We start from the raw sequence: 19,580 nt of genomic DNA, 5'->3' as shown, positions 1-19,580 counted from the left end.
CCACAAGTATAACGTTTATCATTACACGCATAACATTTCTGCTTTCAGATATTCAATAAACAAAGGGGGCGTCTCATACATTTGAGACGCCCCCTTGTTATTTAAATTACTTCGTGATATTATTTACTCATCAACTGGAATGTCAATATACCCAGACCAGTTTTCTCTGCCGGATCGGCTGCTTTGATACGTACGAACAACGTATGTTTCTTCGCATCTGTTACCGGAGGGAAAGATACCATTGCATTGCTTTGCGCCATGCCTTTTGCTCCTACTCCAATAGTAGCTTCTCCTAGTTTCTGACCGTCTGCTTTATCCAGTAATATCTCTACGATATAGCCATGTTGCAATGGCTCCTGTGTGAAGTAGATAATATTGATACCATCCACAGCTGTCAGGTCCAGATCTTTATAAGTTGCCCATCCGCTACCGGTAGGGATCAGCAGTTTCTTACCATCAAATTCGAATGTAGAAACACCATCTGATTTATCAAAGCCTGCTGCTGCTATTTTCGGACTTCTCAGTGTGATCGCATCAGTGCCTGTAATAGGCTTGATACCAGGACCGCCTTTATCAGTATAGCTGGCCATCAGGTACAACATGCCATTATCCTTTTCCGGTTTGCCGGTAGTAGGATCAACTGTACCACTTGCCGGTAATGATGGCGTGGCCTTGTTATTACCTCCCAGGGACATGATATATTCTACCAGCTGATGTGCTTCCGAGTTTGTGATGGTCGGGTGTGCAGACATCGCTGTTTCACCCCATACGCCACCACCACCTTTGATGATCTTGTCCGCCAGGTAATCAGGCGCCTTCTCATCGTCTTTATACTTCTCTGCCACTTGTTTGAAGCTTGGTCCGATCGATTTCTCATCTACCTTATGACAGGTTTTACAATCATTGGATTCTACCATGTTCCTGCCGGCAATAGCGCCTGTAATGATCTGGTGACCACGTTGAGGGATACCAGCTTTATCATTGCCTTCCATATAATCGGCCCTGATATACAGGTTAGCTGCATTGATCTTTCCATCCTCAGTTGAACCGTCCTCTTTGTCTTTTACACTTACATTATAAGCAACTGGTTTGCCGGAGAAATAGAACATCGTATTACCAGTGATATTCACTTTCACATCAGGTGTTTCATTACCTGCATACAGTTCTATACCACTGCTACGTGCGCTTGTACCATGAGCATCCACTACTTCAACTGATACTGCATATTCACCTGCGGTAGTATAGGTCACTTCTGTTTCCGGCTCTTTGGTTTCCTGTTTATTGCCATTGCCCAGGTACCAAATATAAGTCAGCTGATCACCATCAGGATCGGAAGAACCTTTTGCATTCAGTTTTACTTTGAACGGCAGTCCGCCAGACAGTTTATCCACATGGATCTCTGCCAGCGGCGCACGGTTACCACCGTTATAGTCTATACGGGAAAGTGCTGCGTCTTTATTTTTGCTGAACCATCCATTACCATACTCCAATACATAAATGCGGCCGTCGGGTCCCATTTCCATATCAATGAGGGCATTGAATTTAGTATGCGGCATGAAGTCTTCCGTCTTTGACAGGTTGTAGTCTTTATCGAAAGTTGCAACCTTGATCCATCCACGTACCCAGTCGTAGAAGAAGAACTTGTTGTTATAGTAATCCGGGAGGCGTGTTTCCTTCGGATAGAATTCGTTGTAGTACACCGGTCCCGCCATTGCGTTACGGCCACCGCTACCCATTGACGGGAAGTCGGGCGACTTCGCATAAGGATACCAGATAAACGCTGGTGTTGCAGGTGGCAGGTCTTTGATACCAGTATTGTTGCGGGAGTTATTCACAGGTTTAGCCGGATCAAAAGCTGCTCCGCTTTTACCTGTTTCATAATCATACAGATGATATGGGTAGTTGTTACCTACGAACATCGGATAACCGAAGTTACCTGGTTTCTTCGCCTGATTGATCTCATCATAACCACGCGGGCCACGGTTAGGATCATCGTTATTGGCATCCGGTCCTACTTCACCCCAGTATACGTAGCCATTCTTACGGTCAACAGAAATACGGTAAGGGTTACGTGTACCCATCGCGTAGATCTCAGGACGTGTATTAGGCGTACCTTGTTTGAACAGGTTACCATCCGGAATACTGTACGTACCATCTGCATTAATCTTAATACGCAGGATCTTTCCACGCAGGTCGTTGGTGTTGCCTGAAGTACGGCGGCCATCATACTGCAGATGTCCAGGACGATCGTCCAGTGGTGCATAACCATTGTTAACATACTTCTGGTTCGGCTCATCGAATGGAGTGCTATTATCGCCTGTAGACAGGTATAACAGTCCGCCGGGGCCGAAAGTGATTGAACCGCCGGTGTGGCAACAGATGTTACGCTGGGAATATAATTGAAGAATGATCTTTTCTGAAGCAGTGTCTAATACATTATTCTCAAACTTGAAACGGGATAACCTGTTTACGGAAGTATCAGCCGGAGAATAATAAATATAAACGTAGTGGTTATTAACAAAGTCAGGATCAGCGCCAATACCGAGCACGCCTTCTTCTGCATTCACATTTGGCGTTTCTGTTTTATAATACACACGCAGGAATCCCACTTGTGAAAGCTTATGGCTGGTCTGGTTGAAATACATGATCTCTCCCCTGCGCTCTGCCACTAAGATGTTGAGGTCAGGAAGGACGGTCATTTCGGTAGGTTCAAAGAACTCGCCTGAAATGAGCGAATTTTTAGTGAACCTGTTCTCTTCAGGAACACGTAATGTTGTAGCTTGTGCATAATCCAGCATGGTATTTTTACCGATCGCGTATTTTATACCACCCAGGATGTGTGCCAGGTAATTCGCTTCTGTATAAGATTCGTTGGTGTGACCTAGTTCTGTATAGAAAGCACGGCCACCATCAAAATCGTGGTACCAGCTGATAGGATGATCAGGGCCATTGGTACCGCCTTCGTAGGTTTTCTCATCTACGGTGATCAACACGTGTGTGTTCTTACTGATCTTTTTGAAATTGTACCATTCGTCAGTATGTTCCCATGTATCAGGCAGCGTAGCTGTGGCCTGGAATGTTTTGTCCTTCACTATCAGTTTGGCCTTGTGTGTACCGGCAGGATGATTATCGAAATAAGCACCTACCAACTCTCCATACCACCCCCATTCATATTCAGTGTCGGTTGCTGCATGTATACCTACGAAGCCGCCGCCTGACTGAATATATCTTTCGAAATCTGCTTCCTGGAAGTTGTTCAGCACATCACCGGTTGTATTCAGGAAAATAACTGCAGCATATCTCTGCAGGGTATCTTCTGTGAAGTAATCGGCATTTTCTGTCGTATCTACTTCAAAGCCATTTTCCTTTCCCAGTTTCTGAATAGCCTGGATCCCTGCTGGGATAGAAGCGTGCCTGAAGCCGGCAGTTTTTGTGAACACCAGTACTCTAGGGTTACCGGGCCGGGTTTTCTTCGAGCAACCGGACATTACTGTTCCCAGTAATACCAGCAGCATCATTACGTACCTGATTTGCATGATAATTTTTATGTTGATTGATAATGCGGGATACGGTGCGGCTGCATGCCGTATCCCGCAATAGGGACTATGCGTTTATTTTTTGGCTTTAACGTTCATCGCGTAGCGAAGACCGCCCAACACATGCTGCAGGTATACAGGGTCGGCATAGGACTCTTTCGTATGACCTAATTCTGTATAAAAGGCACGGCCGCCTTCAAAATCATGGTACCAGCTCATAGGATGATTGTCTCCGTTCTTACCACCTTCGTAGGAGCTTTCATCAATTTTGATCAGTACATGTACATCTGGGTTGAGGTCTTTAAAGTTATACCACTCATCCCAACGGGACCATTTTTCTTCCAGGTGACGGGTTGCATCGTTGTTACGGTCTACCACCAGCAAAGTAGCCTGCTGCTGCTTCGGATGACTGGTGAACCAGGCGCCTGCCAGCTTGTTGTACCAGGGCCATTCATATTCTGTATCAGTAGCTGCATGGATCCCCATGTAACCGCCACCGCCATGAATGTATTTCACCATTGCCGCCTGTTGCTCATCGTTCAGCACATTGCCGGTTGTATTGAGGAACATTACAGCCGCATATTGCTTCAGATTTTTATCATTGAACACACTGGCATCTTCAGTCGTATCTACCGCAAAACCATTTTCCTGTCCCAGTTTGATCATCGCCAGTTTGGCGACAGGGATACAATCATGACGGAAACCTGCAGTTTTAGAGAATACGAGTAAACGCGGTGTTTTTTTGAATAATGCAGCATGGCTGTCTGAAGTGATCACCAATGCCAGCAGAAGGGCAATAAAAAAGCATGGTCCCTTCCTGAAAGGAACCATGCTTAATATACCTGCTTTGTTAGAAGCCAGGTTATGATATTCTTCCGTCCGAGACGAAAGTTTTGTTTTTCTTACGTGGATATTGTTCATGTGTAAGAGATATTACAGTACACGGATTTTAACATTACGATACCATACATCATTACCATGGTCCTGCAGTGCAATATGACCTTTGGCATATTCGCCGAAACCTTTCCAGTTTTTAAATTTGCTGCTTGCGATCAGCGCTTTCCACTCTTCACCTACCATTGTAGTTTCTACGGTTTTAACACCATTCAGCCAGAGGGTCAGCTTACCGTTCTTCTTCTGGATCTTTGCTGTATTCCACTCGCCAACAGGTTTTGCAGCGTATTTCACAGACTTTTTCATGTCGTACAGGTCACCTGAATTATGTTTGGTGATCTTACCGTCAGGATGTTTGGCATCATCCAGCACCTGCATTTCAGGGCCAGTCAAGTAAGTCTGCTTGAACTGCGGATCTTCGTGAACACCGAAAATGATACCACTGTTACCACCTTCAGAGATCTTCCAATCAATTGACAGTTCATAATTTTCGTACTCTTCGTTGGTTACCAGGTCACCACCGGGAGCGCCATTTTTCTTGGCTTCCTGGTCGAGTGCCAGTGCACCGTCTTCTACTTTCCAGGCAGCGCTTGGTTCTGTTTTCAGGTAGGTGTGCCAGCCTTCGGTAGAGGTACCGTTGAACAATAATTTCCAACCCGCTTTTTTCTCTTTAGCGGTGAGGGTATTCAAATCTTGTGCGGATGCAGAAATGGAGAGCAGGCTGAGTGCCAGAACGGGAATAATGTGCTTCATTGCAAATTGAGTTTTTTTAAATAGCCGGAAGTTGCTGTACTGTACCGCCACAAGCGGTCAGGCAACTACCGGCTATATATGATAGTTAATTATAGAAAGCTGAGAGACCAATAAAATACTGACGACTATTTCAGCGACAGTATGTATTTCACCATTTCCTTTGCATCGTCTTTAGACACATCCGGATGTGGCGTCATTGCTACTTCACCCCAGTTACCGCTACCGCCACTGATTACTTTACCAGCCAGGGTTTCGATGTTTGCTTCTGTAGCTTCATATTTCTGGGCTACTTCTTTGTAACCGGGACCTACCAGTTTAGCATCTACTTTATGGCAGGTTTTACAGTCTTTCTGCTCTATCAGGGCAGCACCTTTTGAAGCTGCAGCTTCAGCCGCTCCGGGAGTTACCATGGAATTGTCTACCGGTGTTTCGCTGACAGTTTCTTCTTTCTTTTCAGTTTTGCTTTCATTGCTGCCACCACCGCAGGAGGCCAGCACTACTGCACACAAAACAACAGGCGCCAAAAAACGCATTCTCATTTTACAATCGTTTATAAGTTCCTAAATACAAATTTGACTTCTATAAAAAACGTGAATTATCTTCTATAAGCGTGCCATATTAATAATAATGGCTTTACTACGACTAAAGCAGCATAGTATAACTCTTTCTGAACCATTAAGAGGTAATATACTCATCATTATACAACGATGTATATATTATTTGATGAGCAATGTCCCCCCAGCTATTTCATTGTTTGTTACCGGCGGCCTGTCGTTCTTTCTTACAGCCCTAATACTTTCCTGTTCAGGGTTTCATCAGCCCCACCGCCTGCAAAGTCATCAAATGCCTTTTCAGTAACACGGATAATATGGTTCTGGATGAACGGCGCACCTTCTTTCGCTCCATCTTCCGGATGTTTGATGCAGCACTCCCATTCCATTACCGCCCAGCCGCTGTAATCGTATTGTGTCAGCTTGCTGAAGACAGATTTGAAATCCACCTGACCATCACCCAGTGAGCGGAAACGTCCCGGACGGTCGATCCACCCCTGGTAGCCGCCATATACACCTGAACGGCCGGTCGGATTGAACTCAGCATCCTTTACGTGGAACATCTTGATCTTCTCGTGGTAGATATCGATGTATTCCAGGTAATCCAGGCACTGCAGCACGAAATGGCTTGGATCGTACAGCAGGCAGGCGCGGTTATGATTGCCGGTGGCCTCCAGGAAGCGCTCGTAAGATACGCCATCGTGCAGGTCTTCACCCGGATGGATCTCATAACAGAGGTCTACTCCGTTGGCGTCAAATTCATTCAGAATAGGCAGCCAGCGGTTGGCCAGTTCCCTGAAACCTGTCTCCACCAATCCGGCAGGGCGCTGTGGCCAGGGGTATACTGTATGCCAGAGCAGCGCGCCGCTGAAAGTAGCGTGTGCGTCCAGTCCTAAGTTACGGCTTGCCTTTGCGGCATATTTCAGCTGATTTACCGCCCATTCGGTACGGGCAGCGGCGTTACCTCTTTTATCGGCAGGAGCAAATCCGTCAAACAGTTCGTTGTATGCAGGATGCACGGCTACCAGCTGTCCCTGCAGGTGCGTAGACAACTCGGTGATCTCCATACCGGCGGCGTTCACGATACCCTTGATCTCGTCTGCATAAGTTTTGCTTTCAGCAGCCTTCTGCAGATCTATCACCCGGGAATCCCAGGTTGGGATCTGAACACCTTTAAATCCTAATCCTGAAGACCATTTACAGATGCTCTCCAGGCTATTGAAAGGCGCAGCATCTCCGAGGAACTGCGCCAGGAAAATTCCAGGGCCTTTTATTGTTTTCATAATACGTGCTGTTATTATTAGATTTCAAACGTCGTCCATTTCTCAGTGCTCTGGCTGGAACGAACCACATTATCAATGAATGCCATACCACGGATACCTTCTTCTACGCCAGGGAAATCGAGTGATTCCGCAGCAGGGGTCTTTCCGTCCAGTTTAGCCTGTAATGTCTGCGCGAAGTTGCGGTAAAGGTTACCGAAAGCTTCGAGGTATCCTTCCGGATGTCCGCCCGGAGTACGGGTATTATGAATAGCGTAGCTGCTCTGGTAAGCACCATAGTTACCACCGGCACGATATATTTCGGCAGGTTTGTCCAGCCATTTTACCAGCAGGGTATTAGGTTCATGTTGAGCCCATTCAAGACCGCCTTTTTCACCATACACCCTGATCTTCAGTGCATTCTCTTCACCGGCAGCTACCTGGGAGGCCATCAGCACACCACCGGCACCGTTGTCGAAGCGGAGCAATACAGCACCGTCATCATCCAGTCCGCGGCCTTCTACCATAATAAGCAGGTCAGCACAGAGTTTTTCGATCTTTAGTCCGCTGATATATTCAGCCAGGTTAGCAGCGTGGGTACCGATATCGCCGAAACATCCGCTTTTACCGGAACGTTTAGGGTCAGTTCTCCAGGCAGCGCCTGCGCTATCTTTTTCTGTTGGTTTGCTCAACCAACCCTGTGGATATTCCACCCATACCTTACGGATCTTGCCCAGAGCGCCTTCAGCCACCATGCGGCGGGCCTGTTTCACCATAGGATAACCGGTGTAAGTATGTGTGAGCAACAGGGTCAGACCGGTTTGTTCCACCTTTGCCTTCAGTTGTTTGGCTTCATCGAGGTTAAAGGTGATCGGTTTTTCGATCACGACGTTAAAGCCTTTGTCCAGCGCCATCATCGCAGGTTCGAAGTGTGCGAAGTTGGGAGTAACGATGGTGATAAAATCCAGCCTTTCGCTCTCCGGCAGTGCAGCCTCTTTCTCCAGCATGGTCTTATAGTCGGTGTATGTACGGGCAGGGTCCAGGAATAACATCTTTCCTGATTCCAGGGCCGTCTCAGGATGTACACTCAGGGCGCCAGCTTTCAATTCGATCAGGCCGTCCATGTTGGCAGCGATACGGTGAATTGCTCCGATGAAGGCATCCTTACCGCCCCCGATCATTCCCATTCTTAACTTACGGTTCATTGGCAAAACGTTTTATTCTTTATAGGTTTTGAGTTGTCTTCTTAGACCATTTAACGTGGAATAAGCCGGAAAAGAGCTTTTCCGCCGTCTAATATATAAAAAAGTACAGGCAACAATCAATATTATACGTAAAAATGCAGCGATCGGGAGGGTTTCTCCATAACCTTCTGCATGAAAAGTCAGACCTGTAAATTTTTACTCATATTTCCGGATGCTATCCCACATGCAGCCCTCCCGGTTCAACGTCCCACCTGCGGCCAAGTAATACTCCCGGCGGACGGTTAACGATGGAGATCCTGCCTCGTTTGCTGGCAAAAACCTTAAATGTAGAAAACTCCAGCCACATTTTTGTGTGATATTTTAATGAAGGAAGTAGGTAGTAACACCTACAAAATTGGCTACTTTTATCCTACGAAAGTGTTACAATTAACACTGTTTAGTATACGAAAAGCTATAATTTCCGGCTGCGGGAACAGATATAAAGAAGGGAAACAAGTGACTTAAATACAAATATTTATAAAAAAAGAAAGAGCCAAATAAGACTATCCGGCTCTTGTTTTACTATCCTATGAAAACCCTAATAATGTAAAGGTAAAGTGTTGTAACAAATGATAGTGTTAAATGGTCGTTAATAAGGAAAGTTTTTTTCCAAATGAGCTGGCTATTAATATTTTTTTTTTACATGCTTTTTTTGCTTCTTTGCACCCGCTTACAGCAATTATGCTGCAGAGAATCTGAAAATTGTCATTATGTCGCAATACCTCCTTTCCGTAATTATTCCAGCTTACAACGAAGAAAGATATATATATAATATACTTGAAAAGGTTCAGGCTGTTACATTAATTGGTGACGTACAGAAGGAACTCGTTGTGGTGGATGATCACTCTAAAGACAATACTGGCGGCGAAGTGACACGGTTTCGCACAAACTATCCGAATGTTAAGATCCAGTATATAAGGCACGAAGTGAATAAGGGTAAAGGAGCTGCGCTGCGTACTGGTATCCAGCATGCGAGCGGTGATTTTACTATTATACAGGACGCCGATCTTGAATATAACCCTGAAGAGTTTAACCGTTTGTTAAAACCCATGATAGATGGCGTTGCTGATGTGGTGTATGGCTCCCGATTTATGGGAGATGGCCCTCACCGGATCCTGTTCTTCTGGCACACCATAGGCAACAAGGTACTGACGTTCCTCTCTAACGCCCTGACAAACCTGAACCTTACTGATATGGAAACCTGTTATAAGCTGTTCCGTAGCAGTATCATCAAGCAGATCGATCTGAAGGAAAACCGTTTCGGGTTTGAGCCGGAAGTTACCGCCAAGATCAGCCGTGTTCCAGGTATCCGTATATACGAGGTAGGTATAGCATATTACGGCCGTACTTATGCAGAGGGTAAAAAGATCAACTATAAGGACGGATTCCGTGCTATCTATTGCATATTGAAGTATAATATCTTTTCCAGGCAGAAAAGCCGGATTAATCTCTAGTAAATATTTACTATGCTATTCCTGTTCGTTAAGTTCCTATATATAATAGGACTCTCTTTTATATATGGGCATTCTTTACAGCGTTTCCTGCAACGTAAACTCCTGAAACAGGACCCGTTCCCAGAATACTTTTCGTTAACGACAATTACAGGTCTGGCGCTCGTTGCGGTGCTGGCATCCTATCTTTCAATCGTTATGCCTCTTGCAGGCATGGCGCACAGTATCATCCTCGCGGGCGGTCTTGTGTTATATGTGGCTAATCGTAAAGCAGTACACGAACAATTGTCCGCAAATATCCGGCAGGCCCGTTCAGCAGGAATAGCAACCAAAGTTTTCTTCGTTATTGCCGTCGTTTCCATGCTGTACCTTTCGGTACAACCTCACGTTTCATTCGACGAAGGGCTTTATTACGCTCAGTTCGTCCAATGGATGAAAACATATAAGGCCGTACCGGGACTGGCAAACTTGCACACACGCTTTGGGTTCAACTCCCAATGGCATGTGCTGGCTACGTTTTTTGACATTTCCTGGCTGACGGGATTCAATAGCAACCACCTGAATGGCGCATTATACTTGTTAACCGCGCTATATCTTTTTCCGCTGGAAAAAGACAACAACTTTATCAGACTGATGAAGGCAGGACTTCTCATACTCATAAGTATGCCACAGTTCTGTGTTTATAACATTATAGCTCCGGCGGCAGACTCGGTGATATTCTACGTTGGATGCCTTGTAGCGCTTATCTGGCTGGAAAAAAAGGCCAATGGCGAAACACCGGTGGAAGGCCACGGCAATATATTCCTGCTGTTTTTACCTGCCTTCCTGATCACTGTCAAAATTTCCTCTATACCCGTACTACTGTTAAGCGCTATCATCTATTTTGAGGCATTGCGTGCAAAGAAATATCTACAGCTGACCGCTATGCTGGGTATTGCGCTGTTTACAGTTGCACCGTGGATCATACGTAATATCATCCTCACTGGTTATCCGCTGTTCCCAATAGAACAGCCGGACTTCTTACATACCGGCTGGGCAGTCGATATGTCAAGGTTACGGTCCACCCGTCTTGATATTACGACATTTGCATACTACCATGTCGCTGATTATGCACGATATGCCTCAGACACTTTCTTCCAGCGAATGAGCTTCTGGTTCAATAACTGCCTGAAGTATTATGAGAAGGCTGTTGTACTGTTCGTATTGATCTCTCCCATAATTGTATTGATCAGGCGTAAACATTTACCAACAGGAGGATTATCATTATACTTATTCCTGCTTGCCGGTTGTTGCTTCTGGTATATTCAGGCTCCCGACCTGCGTTTCGGATACAGCTATATTGCCCCTCTCATGACCATTACAGCCATTATCTGTGTTCCAAAGGTACAGGCACAAAAGGTCTATGCTCCTATCTTAGGATTGGTGCTTGTCTTTCATCTGATCACAGTTAAGCTGGAAAAGGGCCTTTGGCAGCAATTTGTAGACAAGAAAATGACGGCAGTCATACCACATCCTCAATGGTGGTTAACACCTACTCCGTATGCTCCTGTACCTTATACCACTCATGATACGCCTGTGCGGGCACATGTTCCTAATTACTGGGGACTTTGCTGGGACTCTCCTATACCATGTACAAACGAATTGCCACCGGATATCAAAATGAGGGGACAATCGCTTGGAGACGGGTTCGCACCTGCTAAATAATATTTCATCGTCTGGCCAGCTCCGGGTAGCATATCTGCCCTGAGCTGGCCTTCGTATTTGTACTCAGCGAACACTGCCGCCACATTAGCCTGAAATCTGGCCTATCTCCCTCTGCAGTGGGTTAATTGACCCAGAAATCTTCTTCGACGCTTGTTCGACGCTTGTTCGACCAACGCGGTTCCCTCCTGATTAGTTCCGGTATCTTACTCTGCGTCTTCTCTGCTTGGACTCTGCTTGGTCTCTGCTTGGACTCTGCTTGGACTCTCACATAAAAACCAGGGATGTTTTCCTAAAAATAGCTACATCGTTACCACATTACCTGGGAAATCCGGGCTATTAACCGGATGGATCAATACCCGGGATGTATCATTAACAGGATGTGTCATTACGCCGGGTTACGAACCCGTGGCTACAAACAGGGGACTTCTAAGGGAGTCCTATTATGTTTTGTTGATTTGGCTTTCGGCGAAGTACGCTTTATACCCGACGTATACCCGACGCATACCCGACGCATCTAGGGAACATCCCTACCGGCCATCCATATCGCTTTGAAAAGCTACTGTATTCAATTGATGCGGCGGAATAGCGTCTAAAAAGCCCGTACGATTGACAGCGTTCAATAGTCTCCCAACCGGAGAGGCGCCGACCACCATCCTACCTGAAACCGTGCAGACGCGAAAAAGATCAACAGGCGATAAAACAAACTCATAAAAGACAATCAACCCGGAATTTGTGTAGCCCGAAAAAAATAATATTCCCTAAAAGCGCCATGCAAAAGCTAACTGACAAGGTCAACTAAAATATAGTGAGTAGTCCCATTTCTACTTCAGCCCGCTAAAGAAACATTTTGTACTTTTATTTAATATTTCAGAGAATCCTATGAATAGAATCCTATTATCCTTATCACTGGCAACCGTGATGTGTGGCTGTAATGCGGCTGAAAAACAGAAATATCCCTCATCAAAAAGAGACTATGCACTGGCAGATGCAATCCACTACGATCACACAGTTATTGATGCACTAAGAGAAACGGTACCGGGAAGTATCAGCAGATTAAAACCAGCAGTAAGTGATGCAGGCGGATTAGAAGATGCGCTGCAATTTGAGTACGATGTGAACGCAGAAAATACGAACGATTATGAGCAGCTCAAAACATCACTAAAACAAAAAGGATATTTCCTGTTTAAATCTGAAGAAAACTTCGGTACCACACCCGACAAATTCGCAGTTCTTAAAACAAAAGACCAATTTGACATTGTAAAATTCAGGGCCACCAGCGGACTAAACTATAACATCAACAATGACAGCATTATGTTGAAGTTACAGCAGTGGTACAAGCTGCAACCGTTTGAAATAACCGGTGCTGATGCAGACTGGGTAGAAGTTCACCTGAGTAAAATAGACGCTGCTACAGCCCAGGCATTTGCAAACGAGGTATATGAATTCTGTCCGGACCTAACAGAACAGGGGGCGGAAAGTGTGGAGAACCTGGCTGCTGAAATGCTGGAAACCAAACGGTTATTCCTGTGGTGGGATTAAATAACAGTATTTTAACATTTGAAGCCGTCCCAGTCGCAAGGGGCGGCTTTTTTGCACCGTCAACCGGATCCCGCGTATTTTAAACGTCCCTCCCCTGCTGCTTTCCCCATAAAAATCCCTTAACTGCTGCTGTAATACGGCATTTAGCCTTCACTATGTGCAAATAATTCCTAATTTTACAGGCCTTGCCAAAACCCGGTTAAAGTCTGACAGCTTGTCATCGGATGCTGTATAAGCACAATATTTGGGTAAGGTAGTCAGACATGATAAGACTATCGGTCTTTGACTGTTACAACTGTTTTAACAATCATTCGTAATAAACACAACATGTTAGGTTTTTTAACTAAACTTTTTGGCGGTCATAAGTCGGAGAGAGATATCAAATCCATCGAGCCTATAATCAGGCAGATCAATGAAGCGTTTGAAAAACTGCAATCCCTTCCTGTAGACCAGCTGCGCAACAAAACGCAGGAGTTCCGCCTGCGTATCAGTACGCATCTGGCTAAAATTGACGGTACTATCGCCGAAAAGAAAATTTCGGCTGAAAATGTACATGACGTAGCGGAGAAAGATACCATTTACCAGGAGATAGATAAATTAAAGAAAGACCGTGACGCTCAGCTGGAAGAGGTCCTGAAGGAGCTTCTCCCTGAAGCTTTTGCAGTTGTTAAAGAAACAGCACGCCGTTTTTCTCAGAATACTACCATCACGGCTAGGGCTACCCCGCTTGACAGGCAGTTGGCAGTGAGGAAAGAATATGTCACTATAGAAGGTGACAATGTGACGTGGAAGAATAGCTGGAGCGCTGCAGGTAGCACTGTTACCTGGAACATGGTCCATTACGACGTTCAGCTCATTGGTGGTACAGTGCTCCATCAGGGTAAGATCTCTGAAATGGCAACGGGTGAAGGTAAAACCCTCGTATCTACATTACCTGCTTACCTCAACGCGTTAGCTGGTGAAGGTGTGCACGTGGTAACTGTGAACGATTACCTGGCCCGTCGTGACTCCGAATGGAACGGCCCGATATTCGAATTCCTCGGTATTACTGTTGATTGTATTGATAAACACCAGCCTAATACTCCCGAGCGCCGCAACGCGTATCTCGCGGATATTACTTATGGTACAAATAACGAATTCGGCTTTGACTACCTGCGTGATAACATGGTGCATAGCCCGGATGAAATGGTACAACGCAAACACCACTTCGCAATGGTCGATGAGGTGGATAGCGTATTGATCGATGATGCGCGTACGCCGCTCATCATTTCAGGTCCTATCCCACGTGGTGAAGAGCAGGAGTTCTATACCCTGAAGCCACGTATCCAGGCACTGGTAGATGCACAACGCAGGGCTACCAACCAGTTCCTGATAGAAGCTAAAAAGCTGATCGCTGAAGGTAAAGACGATCCGAAAACCGGTGGTCTGGCCCTGATGCGTGCATGGCGCGGTTTACCAAAGAACAGTGCACTGATCAAATACCTCAGTGAACCTGGTATCAAGGTATTGCTGCAGAAAGCTGAAAACTACTACCTGGCAGATCAGCAACGTGAAATGCCGAAAGTAGATGAAGAACTGTACTTCTCTATTGATGAAAAGAACAATAGTGTTGACCTGACTGAAAAAGGTATTGGTCTCATTACTAAGACAGGTGAAGACCCACACTTCTTCATCATGCCTGATGTTGGTTCTGAAATAGCAGAGATAGAAAAAAGCCTGGAATCCGCAGATGAAAAACTGCGCCGCAAAGAAACACTCCTGGCAGACTTCGCACAGAAATCCGATCGTATCCACTCCGTTCAGCAGTTGCTGAAAGCATATACCCTCTTCGATAAAGATGTGGAATATGTGGTAATGGACGGCAAAGTAAAAATAGTAGACGAACAGACAGGCCGTATCCTGGATGGACGCCGTTACTCCGATGGGCTGCATCAGGCAATCGAAGCAAAGGAAAATGTGAAAGTGGAAGCCGCTACACAGACCTTCGCTACCGTTACCTTGCAGAACTACTTCCGTATGTATCACAAACTGGCAGGTATGACCGGTACGGCTACCACAGAAGCCGGTGAGTTCTGGGAGATCTACAAGCTGGATGTGGTAACCATTCCAACCAACCTGCCTATCACCCGTAAAGACTCGGAAGACCTCGTTTACAAAACAAAACGTGACAAGTTCAAAGCTGTTATAGAAGAGATCAAAGTATTGCAGGCTGCCGGTCGTCCGGTACTTGTAGGTACTACTTCCGTAGAAGTATCCGAATTACTGAGCAAGATGCTCACATTCGAGAAAGTACCACACAATGTATTGAACGCTAAACAGCATGCCCGTGAAGCACAGATCGTAGCAGAAGCCGGTCTGGCAGGTGCTGTGACCATCGCTACCAACATGGCGGGTCGTGGTACGGACATCAAACTCGGACCTGGTGTGAAAGAAGCAGGTGGTCTTGCCATTATCGGTACTGAACGCCATGAAAGCCGCCGTGTAGACCGCCAGTTACGTGGTCGTGCCGGTCGTCAGGGGGACCCTGGTACTTCACAGTTTTTCGTGTGTCTGGAAGATGATCTGATGCGTATGTTCGGTTCCGATCGTATCGCAGGTCTGATGGACCGTATGGGCTATAAAGAAGGAGAAGTGATCCAGCACAGCATGATCACCAAATCTATCGAAAGAGCACAACGTAAAGTAGAAGAAAATAACTTCGGTATCCGTAAGCGTCTCCTCGAATATGACGACGTGATGAACAAACAGCGTACTGTGATCTACAACAAACGTAATCACGCACTGTTTGGCGAACGTCTTGCTATTGACGTTGACAATGCTTTCTATGATGTAGCAGAGAACATGGTGACCAATCACAAAACCACCGGCGATCATGAAGCATTCAAACTGGATGCGATCGTGAACTTTGCTATCGATACAGATATTACGCAGGAAGAACTGAACCGTGTAGATACTACTACACTTGCCGGCCGTCTCTATCAGCAGGCGAAAGACAATTACGAGCGTAAAACAACTGAACTCGCACAGAATACACTGCCGGTTATTGAGCAGATCTACCGCGAGCAGGGAGAGCATATCGAGAACATCTCCATTCCATTCACTGATGGTAAGAGAGGAATGAACGTGCTTGCCAATCTGCAGAAAGTAGTAGACTCTAAAGGTTTCGAAACGATCAATGCATTAGAGCGTAGTATCACGCTGTCACTGATAGATGATGCATGGAAAGAACATCTGCGTGCGATGGATGATCTGAAACAATCCGTTCAGGGAGCTGTATACGAACAGAAAGATCCATTACTGATCTATAAATTTGAAGCATTCAATCTCTTCAAAGAACTGAATGCTGATACCAGCCGTGAGATCGTATCCTTCCTCTGCAGATCAGGTATACCAGTTCAGGAAGATAATCGTCCTCCTCAACAACAACAACAGCAGCAGGCTCCACAGCGTCCTCAACCACAACCTCAGATCCGTGAAGGCCATGAGGAGAAAACTGATATGAGCCGTTTACGCGCTTCTCATCAGGAGTTCGAAAGCAACAATGGTCATACCGCAGTAGAAGAATATGCAACGAATGCAGAACAGGCAAAACAAGAGCCGGTGAAAGCAGGTCCGAAAGTAGGCAGGAATGATCCTTGTCCTTGCGGAAGCGGTAAGAAATATAAGCAATGCCACGGAAAAGATTTCTAATTCCGTAGTCATATAAATCATCGAAGGGCGCCAAATGCAGGCGCCCTTTTTTGTTACAGTTATTCATCATGACAAGTTTCTACGATAATTTTTTTGACAGATTTGACAGCAGATTAAAAACTTTTTCGTTAGATTTGATTACTCAACTGATTCTTATCATTTTAAAGAGCAAATAGCAAGGCACTAAGAGCGTCGTAATATCAACCTCAAAAAATCATATTCGCCCCCTGATCATCAAAAGTTTTATTTTTTAAAGTTGATTCCAATCATGCAGTAAACCATTGGTTGCTGTTATCATTTTTTGCCATTAACGGCGGGACTACAGACACAAAACTATACGTCACAGTTTAAGGATACAATTCACTGGTATTATCTGTTTGAATACTTTGATAACCTCTTAATGTATGACCTCCAAAATCATCTTGAGCTTATTTAGCTTCATAGCTATCTATTCGATGTTCTCGTGTACCAAGGAAGGCGATCCGGGACCTCCGGGGCCACCTGGCGATACAGGCGTTTATTTATCCCTTAAGGGAAACATCACAGGAAAAGTGATCGTATACGATACACTCGGAAGAGCCCTTGCAGATCATTCCGGCGTGGTAGTGATCATAGATTCCACCGGCCTGGCAGACACAACTGATGCAAGTGGCGCCTACAGTTTCAGCGATGTACCTGCGGGACGTTACAACTTCTCTTACATAAAAGAGGGGTATGGCACTTATCGCATCATTCGCCAGCTACACCCCGGCGGGCCTCAGGCAACAAAACTTGCGGATGCGGACGTAGGGCAGATCTATAATGGGCCGCCGGTAACCCTCTTCGTCCTCTTTGGTTACGGAAGTCCTGATAATCCACGCATCACCCAATATGTAGAATTTGAATCCCAGATACGGAAGCCTGTAGCTACTGTTCTCTATATCGATACAAGCGCGGCTCCATCGAAGACAAAATTCAAGACTAACATAAGATACTATTCAACCTGGGATGCTTATGAAGCGTGGTATGAAACACCTGAAATTGATCCGGAGATCATAAGGTCAGACAGTTCATTGATCAATGCGCGCACCTTGTATTTCTTCCTGGCGTTTGACAACCTCAGAAACATTCACTACAGAGATGAACAGGGTCGTACAGTTTATCCATGTACAGGCCAGCAGCTGGGGGCATTCACGCTGTCAGGATCAACATTCATACGAACGCCGTTCAGCGCCAGGAAAACTGACGATTGGATCTATCCACAGCTGCGGAGGTTCCGTCTGAAATAACAAAAGCAGTCTGATCCTAAAAAGAACATCAATCCTCAAATTCTAATCCATCCACATGAAAAATATTGTATTCCTCTCATTCTTCTTGTGCCTTATCATGGCATGTGCTAAAGAAGGTCCACCTGGACCTAAAGGACCGGATGGCCCGCCATATACATGGCCTCCGGGTAATATTACAGGTTATGTCGAATTACGAAATCAGGGCGGCTTTGTAATAGAGAGAGCGGATAGTGTGTTATTGCAAACCTACAATGGAGACAGCATTTTCAGAGCCTATACCGATACCAACGGATACTTTAATCTGAAGGCTGTACCGCCAGGCAATTACGATATCAGTTTAACAAAACCTGGCTTCGATTCTCTGCATATGTACGTGCAACATGCAGGAGGAGTGATCGATAAATTCACAGGTACGATCACGATGAATGAGCATGTAACAACAACGTTGGTCTCATTGACAGCAGTGCCTTACAGGGACCGCTTCTGGCTCCGTGTACCTGTGGAACTGGTGTTTAACTGGCTGGCGCCACCAAGCACTTTACTATCTGGCATTATAATATCGCTTGACACTTCATCAGTGCCAGGATCCGGCAGATCTTTAGGTTGGTATGGCCCCCGTACAGTAACAGATATAGATGGCATCAGGGGAAAAGTGACGCAGCTTATTTCAATAGATACTTTCTATGTTAAACAGTCTAAAGTATATCTGACGGCGGCGGCAGTACCGGCAGTACCCAGTACGCAATGGTTTAATTACGCCACCGGATCGCAGGTGCCTTATCCTTATCTGGGCGATTCAATAAAAACACAAATTACTTACACAGAAGATTAATCTCATATGAAACAGCTACTATTAGTGTTATACTGTAGTCTTTGTCTGGTAGCATGCGTAGATTGGGATGTTACCGGTCCGGCGGGCCCTGAAGGTCCTCCGGGGCCTCCTGGACAAAAACCACCTGGTACTGACACGTCAACTATATATGGAAGAGTATTTACCTTCAATGAATTTACGTTTCCTATATGGCCTGTTGACAGCGCAAAAATAACCTTACATCTGAGCCCGGACTCTACGCTCGAAACGATGGCTGATACGTCTGGCTTCTATCAATTTAATGGTATAAGTACAGGTACTTATAATATCACTTTCAGCCGCGATAGATTCGGGACAATGAAAGTGTTCGGTCTGACGCATCTTTCCGGAGGCACACTGGGTTCGCCTGTGCCGGACGTGGCGATCGGCCAGATCCCTGTGCAAACTGCGCTTGATTCAGCCTGGATCATAAATGCAGCAGGCGACTATTTTCAGTTTGCATTCAGGTACAGGACCCCTGTCCCTGAATTCCCACAGCATAGCGGGAATTTTGAGCTCTATTTTTCCAGGAATGCAAACGTAAGCCCGACTAACTATTTGTTGCGATCAACAAGTTTGTCTGTCTTAAAGTCGGCTTTACGCGGATATTTTGCCCCGGGAGATTCCATGTATGTCAAGATATATACGGCTCCTAAATATTTCATCAGGGAGGTGGTCTTCTTCAATGGCATGATACTATGGTTTGATCAGGAACGGCCGGGCCTCTATTACACAGATCCAGCCACGGGCTCGATTGTATACCCTTTCAGAAGTGCGGAAGGGGCGTTAGTATCGACAATTTATAACGGATAATGTTATACGGCAAGATCATTCACAGATG

At 45.6% G+C, this 19,580-nt stretch carries 14 protein-coding genes; 7 read left to right on the top strand and 7 right to left on the bottom strand.

All coding sequences use genetic code 11. From position 1 onward, the window contains the following. Positions 1-119 precede the first annotated feature (119 nt). From C7475_RS23600 to C7475_RS33440, 7 genes are all read right to left on the bottom strand, one after another. Complete coding sequence (locus C7475_RS23600) at positions 120-3,536, bottom strand: ThuA domain-containing protein (protein ID WP_110055879.1); 3,417 nt, start codon at positions 3,534-3,536, stop codon at positions 120-122. Between the two features lie 75 nt (positions 3,537-3,611). After that, positions 3,612-4,457 carry a ThuA domain-containing protein gene (locus C7475_RS23595; RefSeq protein WP_233259940.1) on the bottom strand — a complete coding sequence of 282 codons (846 nt, stop codon included), beginning with the start codon at positions 4,455-4,457 and terminating at the stop codon, positions 3,612-3,614. 12 nt (positions 4,458-4,469) lie between these two features. Next, positions 4,470-5,183: a DUF1080 domain-containing protein gene (locus tag C7475_RS23590; protein ID WP_110055878.1), complete on the bottom strand. Its 714-nt coding sequence runs from the start codon at positions 5,181-5,183 to the stop codon at positions 4,470-4,472. A 125-nt stretch (positions 5,184-5,308) separates the two neighbouring features. Continuing rightward, entirely contained in the window at positions 5,309-5,722 is a 414-nt protein-coding gene (locus tag C7475_RS23585) for a c-type cytochrome (protein WP_110055877.1), read from the bottom strand. Positions 5,723-5,964: 242 nt separating this feature from the next. Next, positions 5,965-7,017: a sugar phosphate isomerase/epimerase gene (locus tag C7475_RS23580; protein WP_110055876.1), complete on the bottom strand. Its 1,053-nt coding sequence runs from the start codon at positions 7,015-7,017 to the stop codon at positions 5,965-5,967. A 17-nt stretch (positions 7,018-7,034) separates the two neighbouring features. Beyond that, positions 7,035-8,198: a Gfo/Idh/MocA family protein gene (locus C7475_RS23575; RefSeq protein WP_110055875.1), complete on the bottom strand. Its 1,164-nt coding sequence runs from the start codon at positions 8,196-8,198 to the stop codon at positions 7,035-7,037. Positions 8,199-8,412: 214 nt separating this feature from the next. Continuing rightward, positions 8,413-8,544 carry a hypothetical protein gene (locus C7475_RS33440; protein WP_255412665.1) on the bottom strand — a complete coding sequence of 44 codons (132 nt, stop codon included), beginning with the start codon at positions 8,542-8,544 and terminating at the stop codon, positions 8,413-8,415. Between the two features lie 403 nt (positions 8,545-8,947). Between C7475_RS33440 and C7475_RS23570 the strand changes: the two genes are divergently transcribed. From C7475_RS23570 to C7475_RS23540, 7 genes are all read left to right on the top strand, one after another. Next, on the top strand, positions 8,948-9,691 hold the full coding sequence (locus C7475_RS23570; RefSeq protein WP_110055874.1) for a glycosyltransferase family 2 protein: 744 nt from the start codon (positions 8,948-8,950) through the stop codon (positions 9,689-9,691). Between the two features lie 12 nt (positions 9,692-9,703). Then, a complete protein-coding gene (locus tag C7475_RS23565; protein ID WP_110055873.1) occupies positions 9,704-11,392 on the top strand; it encodes a hypothetical protein in 1,689 nt (562 codons plus the stop codon). An 879-nt stretch (positions 11,393-12,271) separates the two neighbouring features. Beyond that, positions 12,272-12,931, top strand: a complete 660-nt coding sequence (locus C7475_RS23560; RefSeq protein ID WP_110055872.1) for a DUF4253 domain-containing protein — start codon at positions 12,272-12,274, stop codon at positions 12,929-12,931. A gap of 327 nt (positions 12,932-13,258) precedes the next feature. After that, on the top strand, positions 13,259-16,621 hold the full coding sequence (secA, locus tag C7475_RS23555; protein ID WP_110055871.1) for a preprotein translocase subunit SecA: 3,363 nt from the start codon (positions 13,259-13,261) through the stop codon (positions 16,619-16,621). A gap of 404 nt (positions 16,622-17,025) precedes the next feature. Next, the gene (locus C7475_RS23550; protein WP_110055870.1) at positions 17,026-17,889 is read left to right on the top strand and encodes a carboxypeptidase-like regulatory domain-containing protein; all 864 of its coding nucleotides are present in this window, start codon (positions 17,026-17,028) and stop codon (positions 17,887-17,889) included. Between the two features lie 55 nt (positions 17,890-17,944). Further along, positions 17,945-18,721 (top strand): carboxypeptidase-like regulatory domain-containing protein, encoded by a 777-nt coding sequence (locus C7475_RS23545; protein ID WP_110055869.1) that lies wholly within the window; start codon positions 17,945-17,947, stop codon positions 18,719-18,721. Between the two features lie 6 nt (positions 18,722-18,727). Continuing rightward, a complete protein-coding gene (locus C7475_RS23540) occupies positions 18,728-19,552 on the top strand; it encodes a carboxypeptidase-like regulatory domain-containing protein (RefSeq protein ID WP_110055868.1) in 825 nt (274 codons plus the stop codon). Positions 19,553-19,580: the final 28 nt, after the last annotated feature.

Origin of the sequence: Chitinophaga sp. S165, from assembly GCF_003182155.1 — a bacterium.
In the GTDB taxonomy this organism is placed as follows: domain Bacteria; phylum Bacteroidota; class Bacteroidia; order Chitinophagales; family Chitinophagaceae; genus Chitinophaga.
The sequence above is the reverse complement of the archived record's forward strand: the minus strand, read 5'-3'. Positions and strand labels throughout refer to the sequence as shown.

Bases quoted from the DNA above. Each gene is read 5' to 3' on its own strand.
- C7475_RS23600 (WP_110055879.1), bottom strand. From the start codon at position 3,536: ATGCAAATCAGGTACGTAATGATGCTGCTGGTATTACTGGGAACAGTA.
- C7475_RS23595 (WP_233259940.1), bottom strand. From the start codon at position 4,457: ATGAACAATATCCACGTAAGAAAAACAAAACTTTCGTCTCGGACGGAA.
- C7475_RS23590 (WP_110055878.1), bottom strand. From the start codon at position 5,183: ATGAAGCACATTATTCCCGTTCTGGCACTCAGCCTGCTCTCCATTTCT.
- C7475_RS23585 (WP_110055877.1), bottom strand. From the start codon at position 5,722: ATGAGAATGCGTTTTTTGGCGCCTGTTGTTTTGTGTGCAGTAGTGCTG.
- C7475_RS23580 (WP_110055876.1), bottom strand. From the start codon at position 7,017: ATGAAAACAATAAAAGGCCCTGGAATTTTCCTGGCGCAGTTCCTCGGA.
- C7475_RS23575 (WP_110055875.1), bottom strand. From the start codon at position 8,198: ATGAACCGTAAGTTAAGAATGGGAATGATCGGGGGCGGTAAGGATGCC.
- C7475_RS33440 (WP_255412665.1), bottom strand. From the start codon at position 8,544: ATGTGGCTGGAGTTTTCTACATTTAAGGTTTTTGCCAGCAAACGAGGC.
- C7475_RS23570 (WP_110055874.1), top strand. From the start codon at position 8,948: ATGTCGCAATACCTCCTTTCCGTAATTATTCCAGCTTACAACGAAGAA.
- C7475_RS23565 (WP_110055873.1), top strand. From the start codon at position 9,704: ATGCTATTCCTGTTCGTTAAGTTCCTATATATAATAGGACTCTCTTTT.
- C7475_RS23560 (WP_110055872.1), top strand. From the start codon at position 12,272: ATGAATAGAATCCTATTATCCTTATCACTGGCAACCGTGATGTGTGGC.
- secA (WP_110055871.1), top strand. From the start codon at position 13,259: ATGTTAGGTTTTTTAACTAAACTTTTTGGCGGTCATAAGTCGGAGAGA.
- C7475_RS23550 (WP_110055870.1), top strand. From the start codon at position 17,026: ATGACCTCCAAAATCATCTTGAGCTTATTTAGCTTCATAGCTATCTAT.
- C7475_RS23545 (WP_110055869.1), top strand. From the start codon at position 17,945: ATGAAAAATATTGTATTCCTCTCATTCTTCTTGTGCCTTATCATGGCA.
- C7475_RS23540 (WP_110055868.1), top strand. From the start codon at position 18,728: ATGAAACAGCTACTATTAGTGTTATACTGTAGTCTTTGTCTGGTAGCA.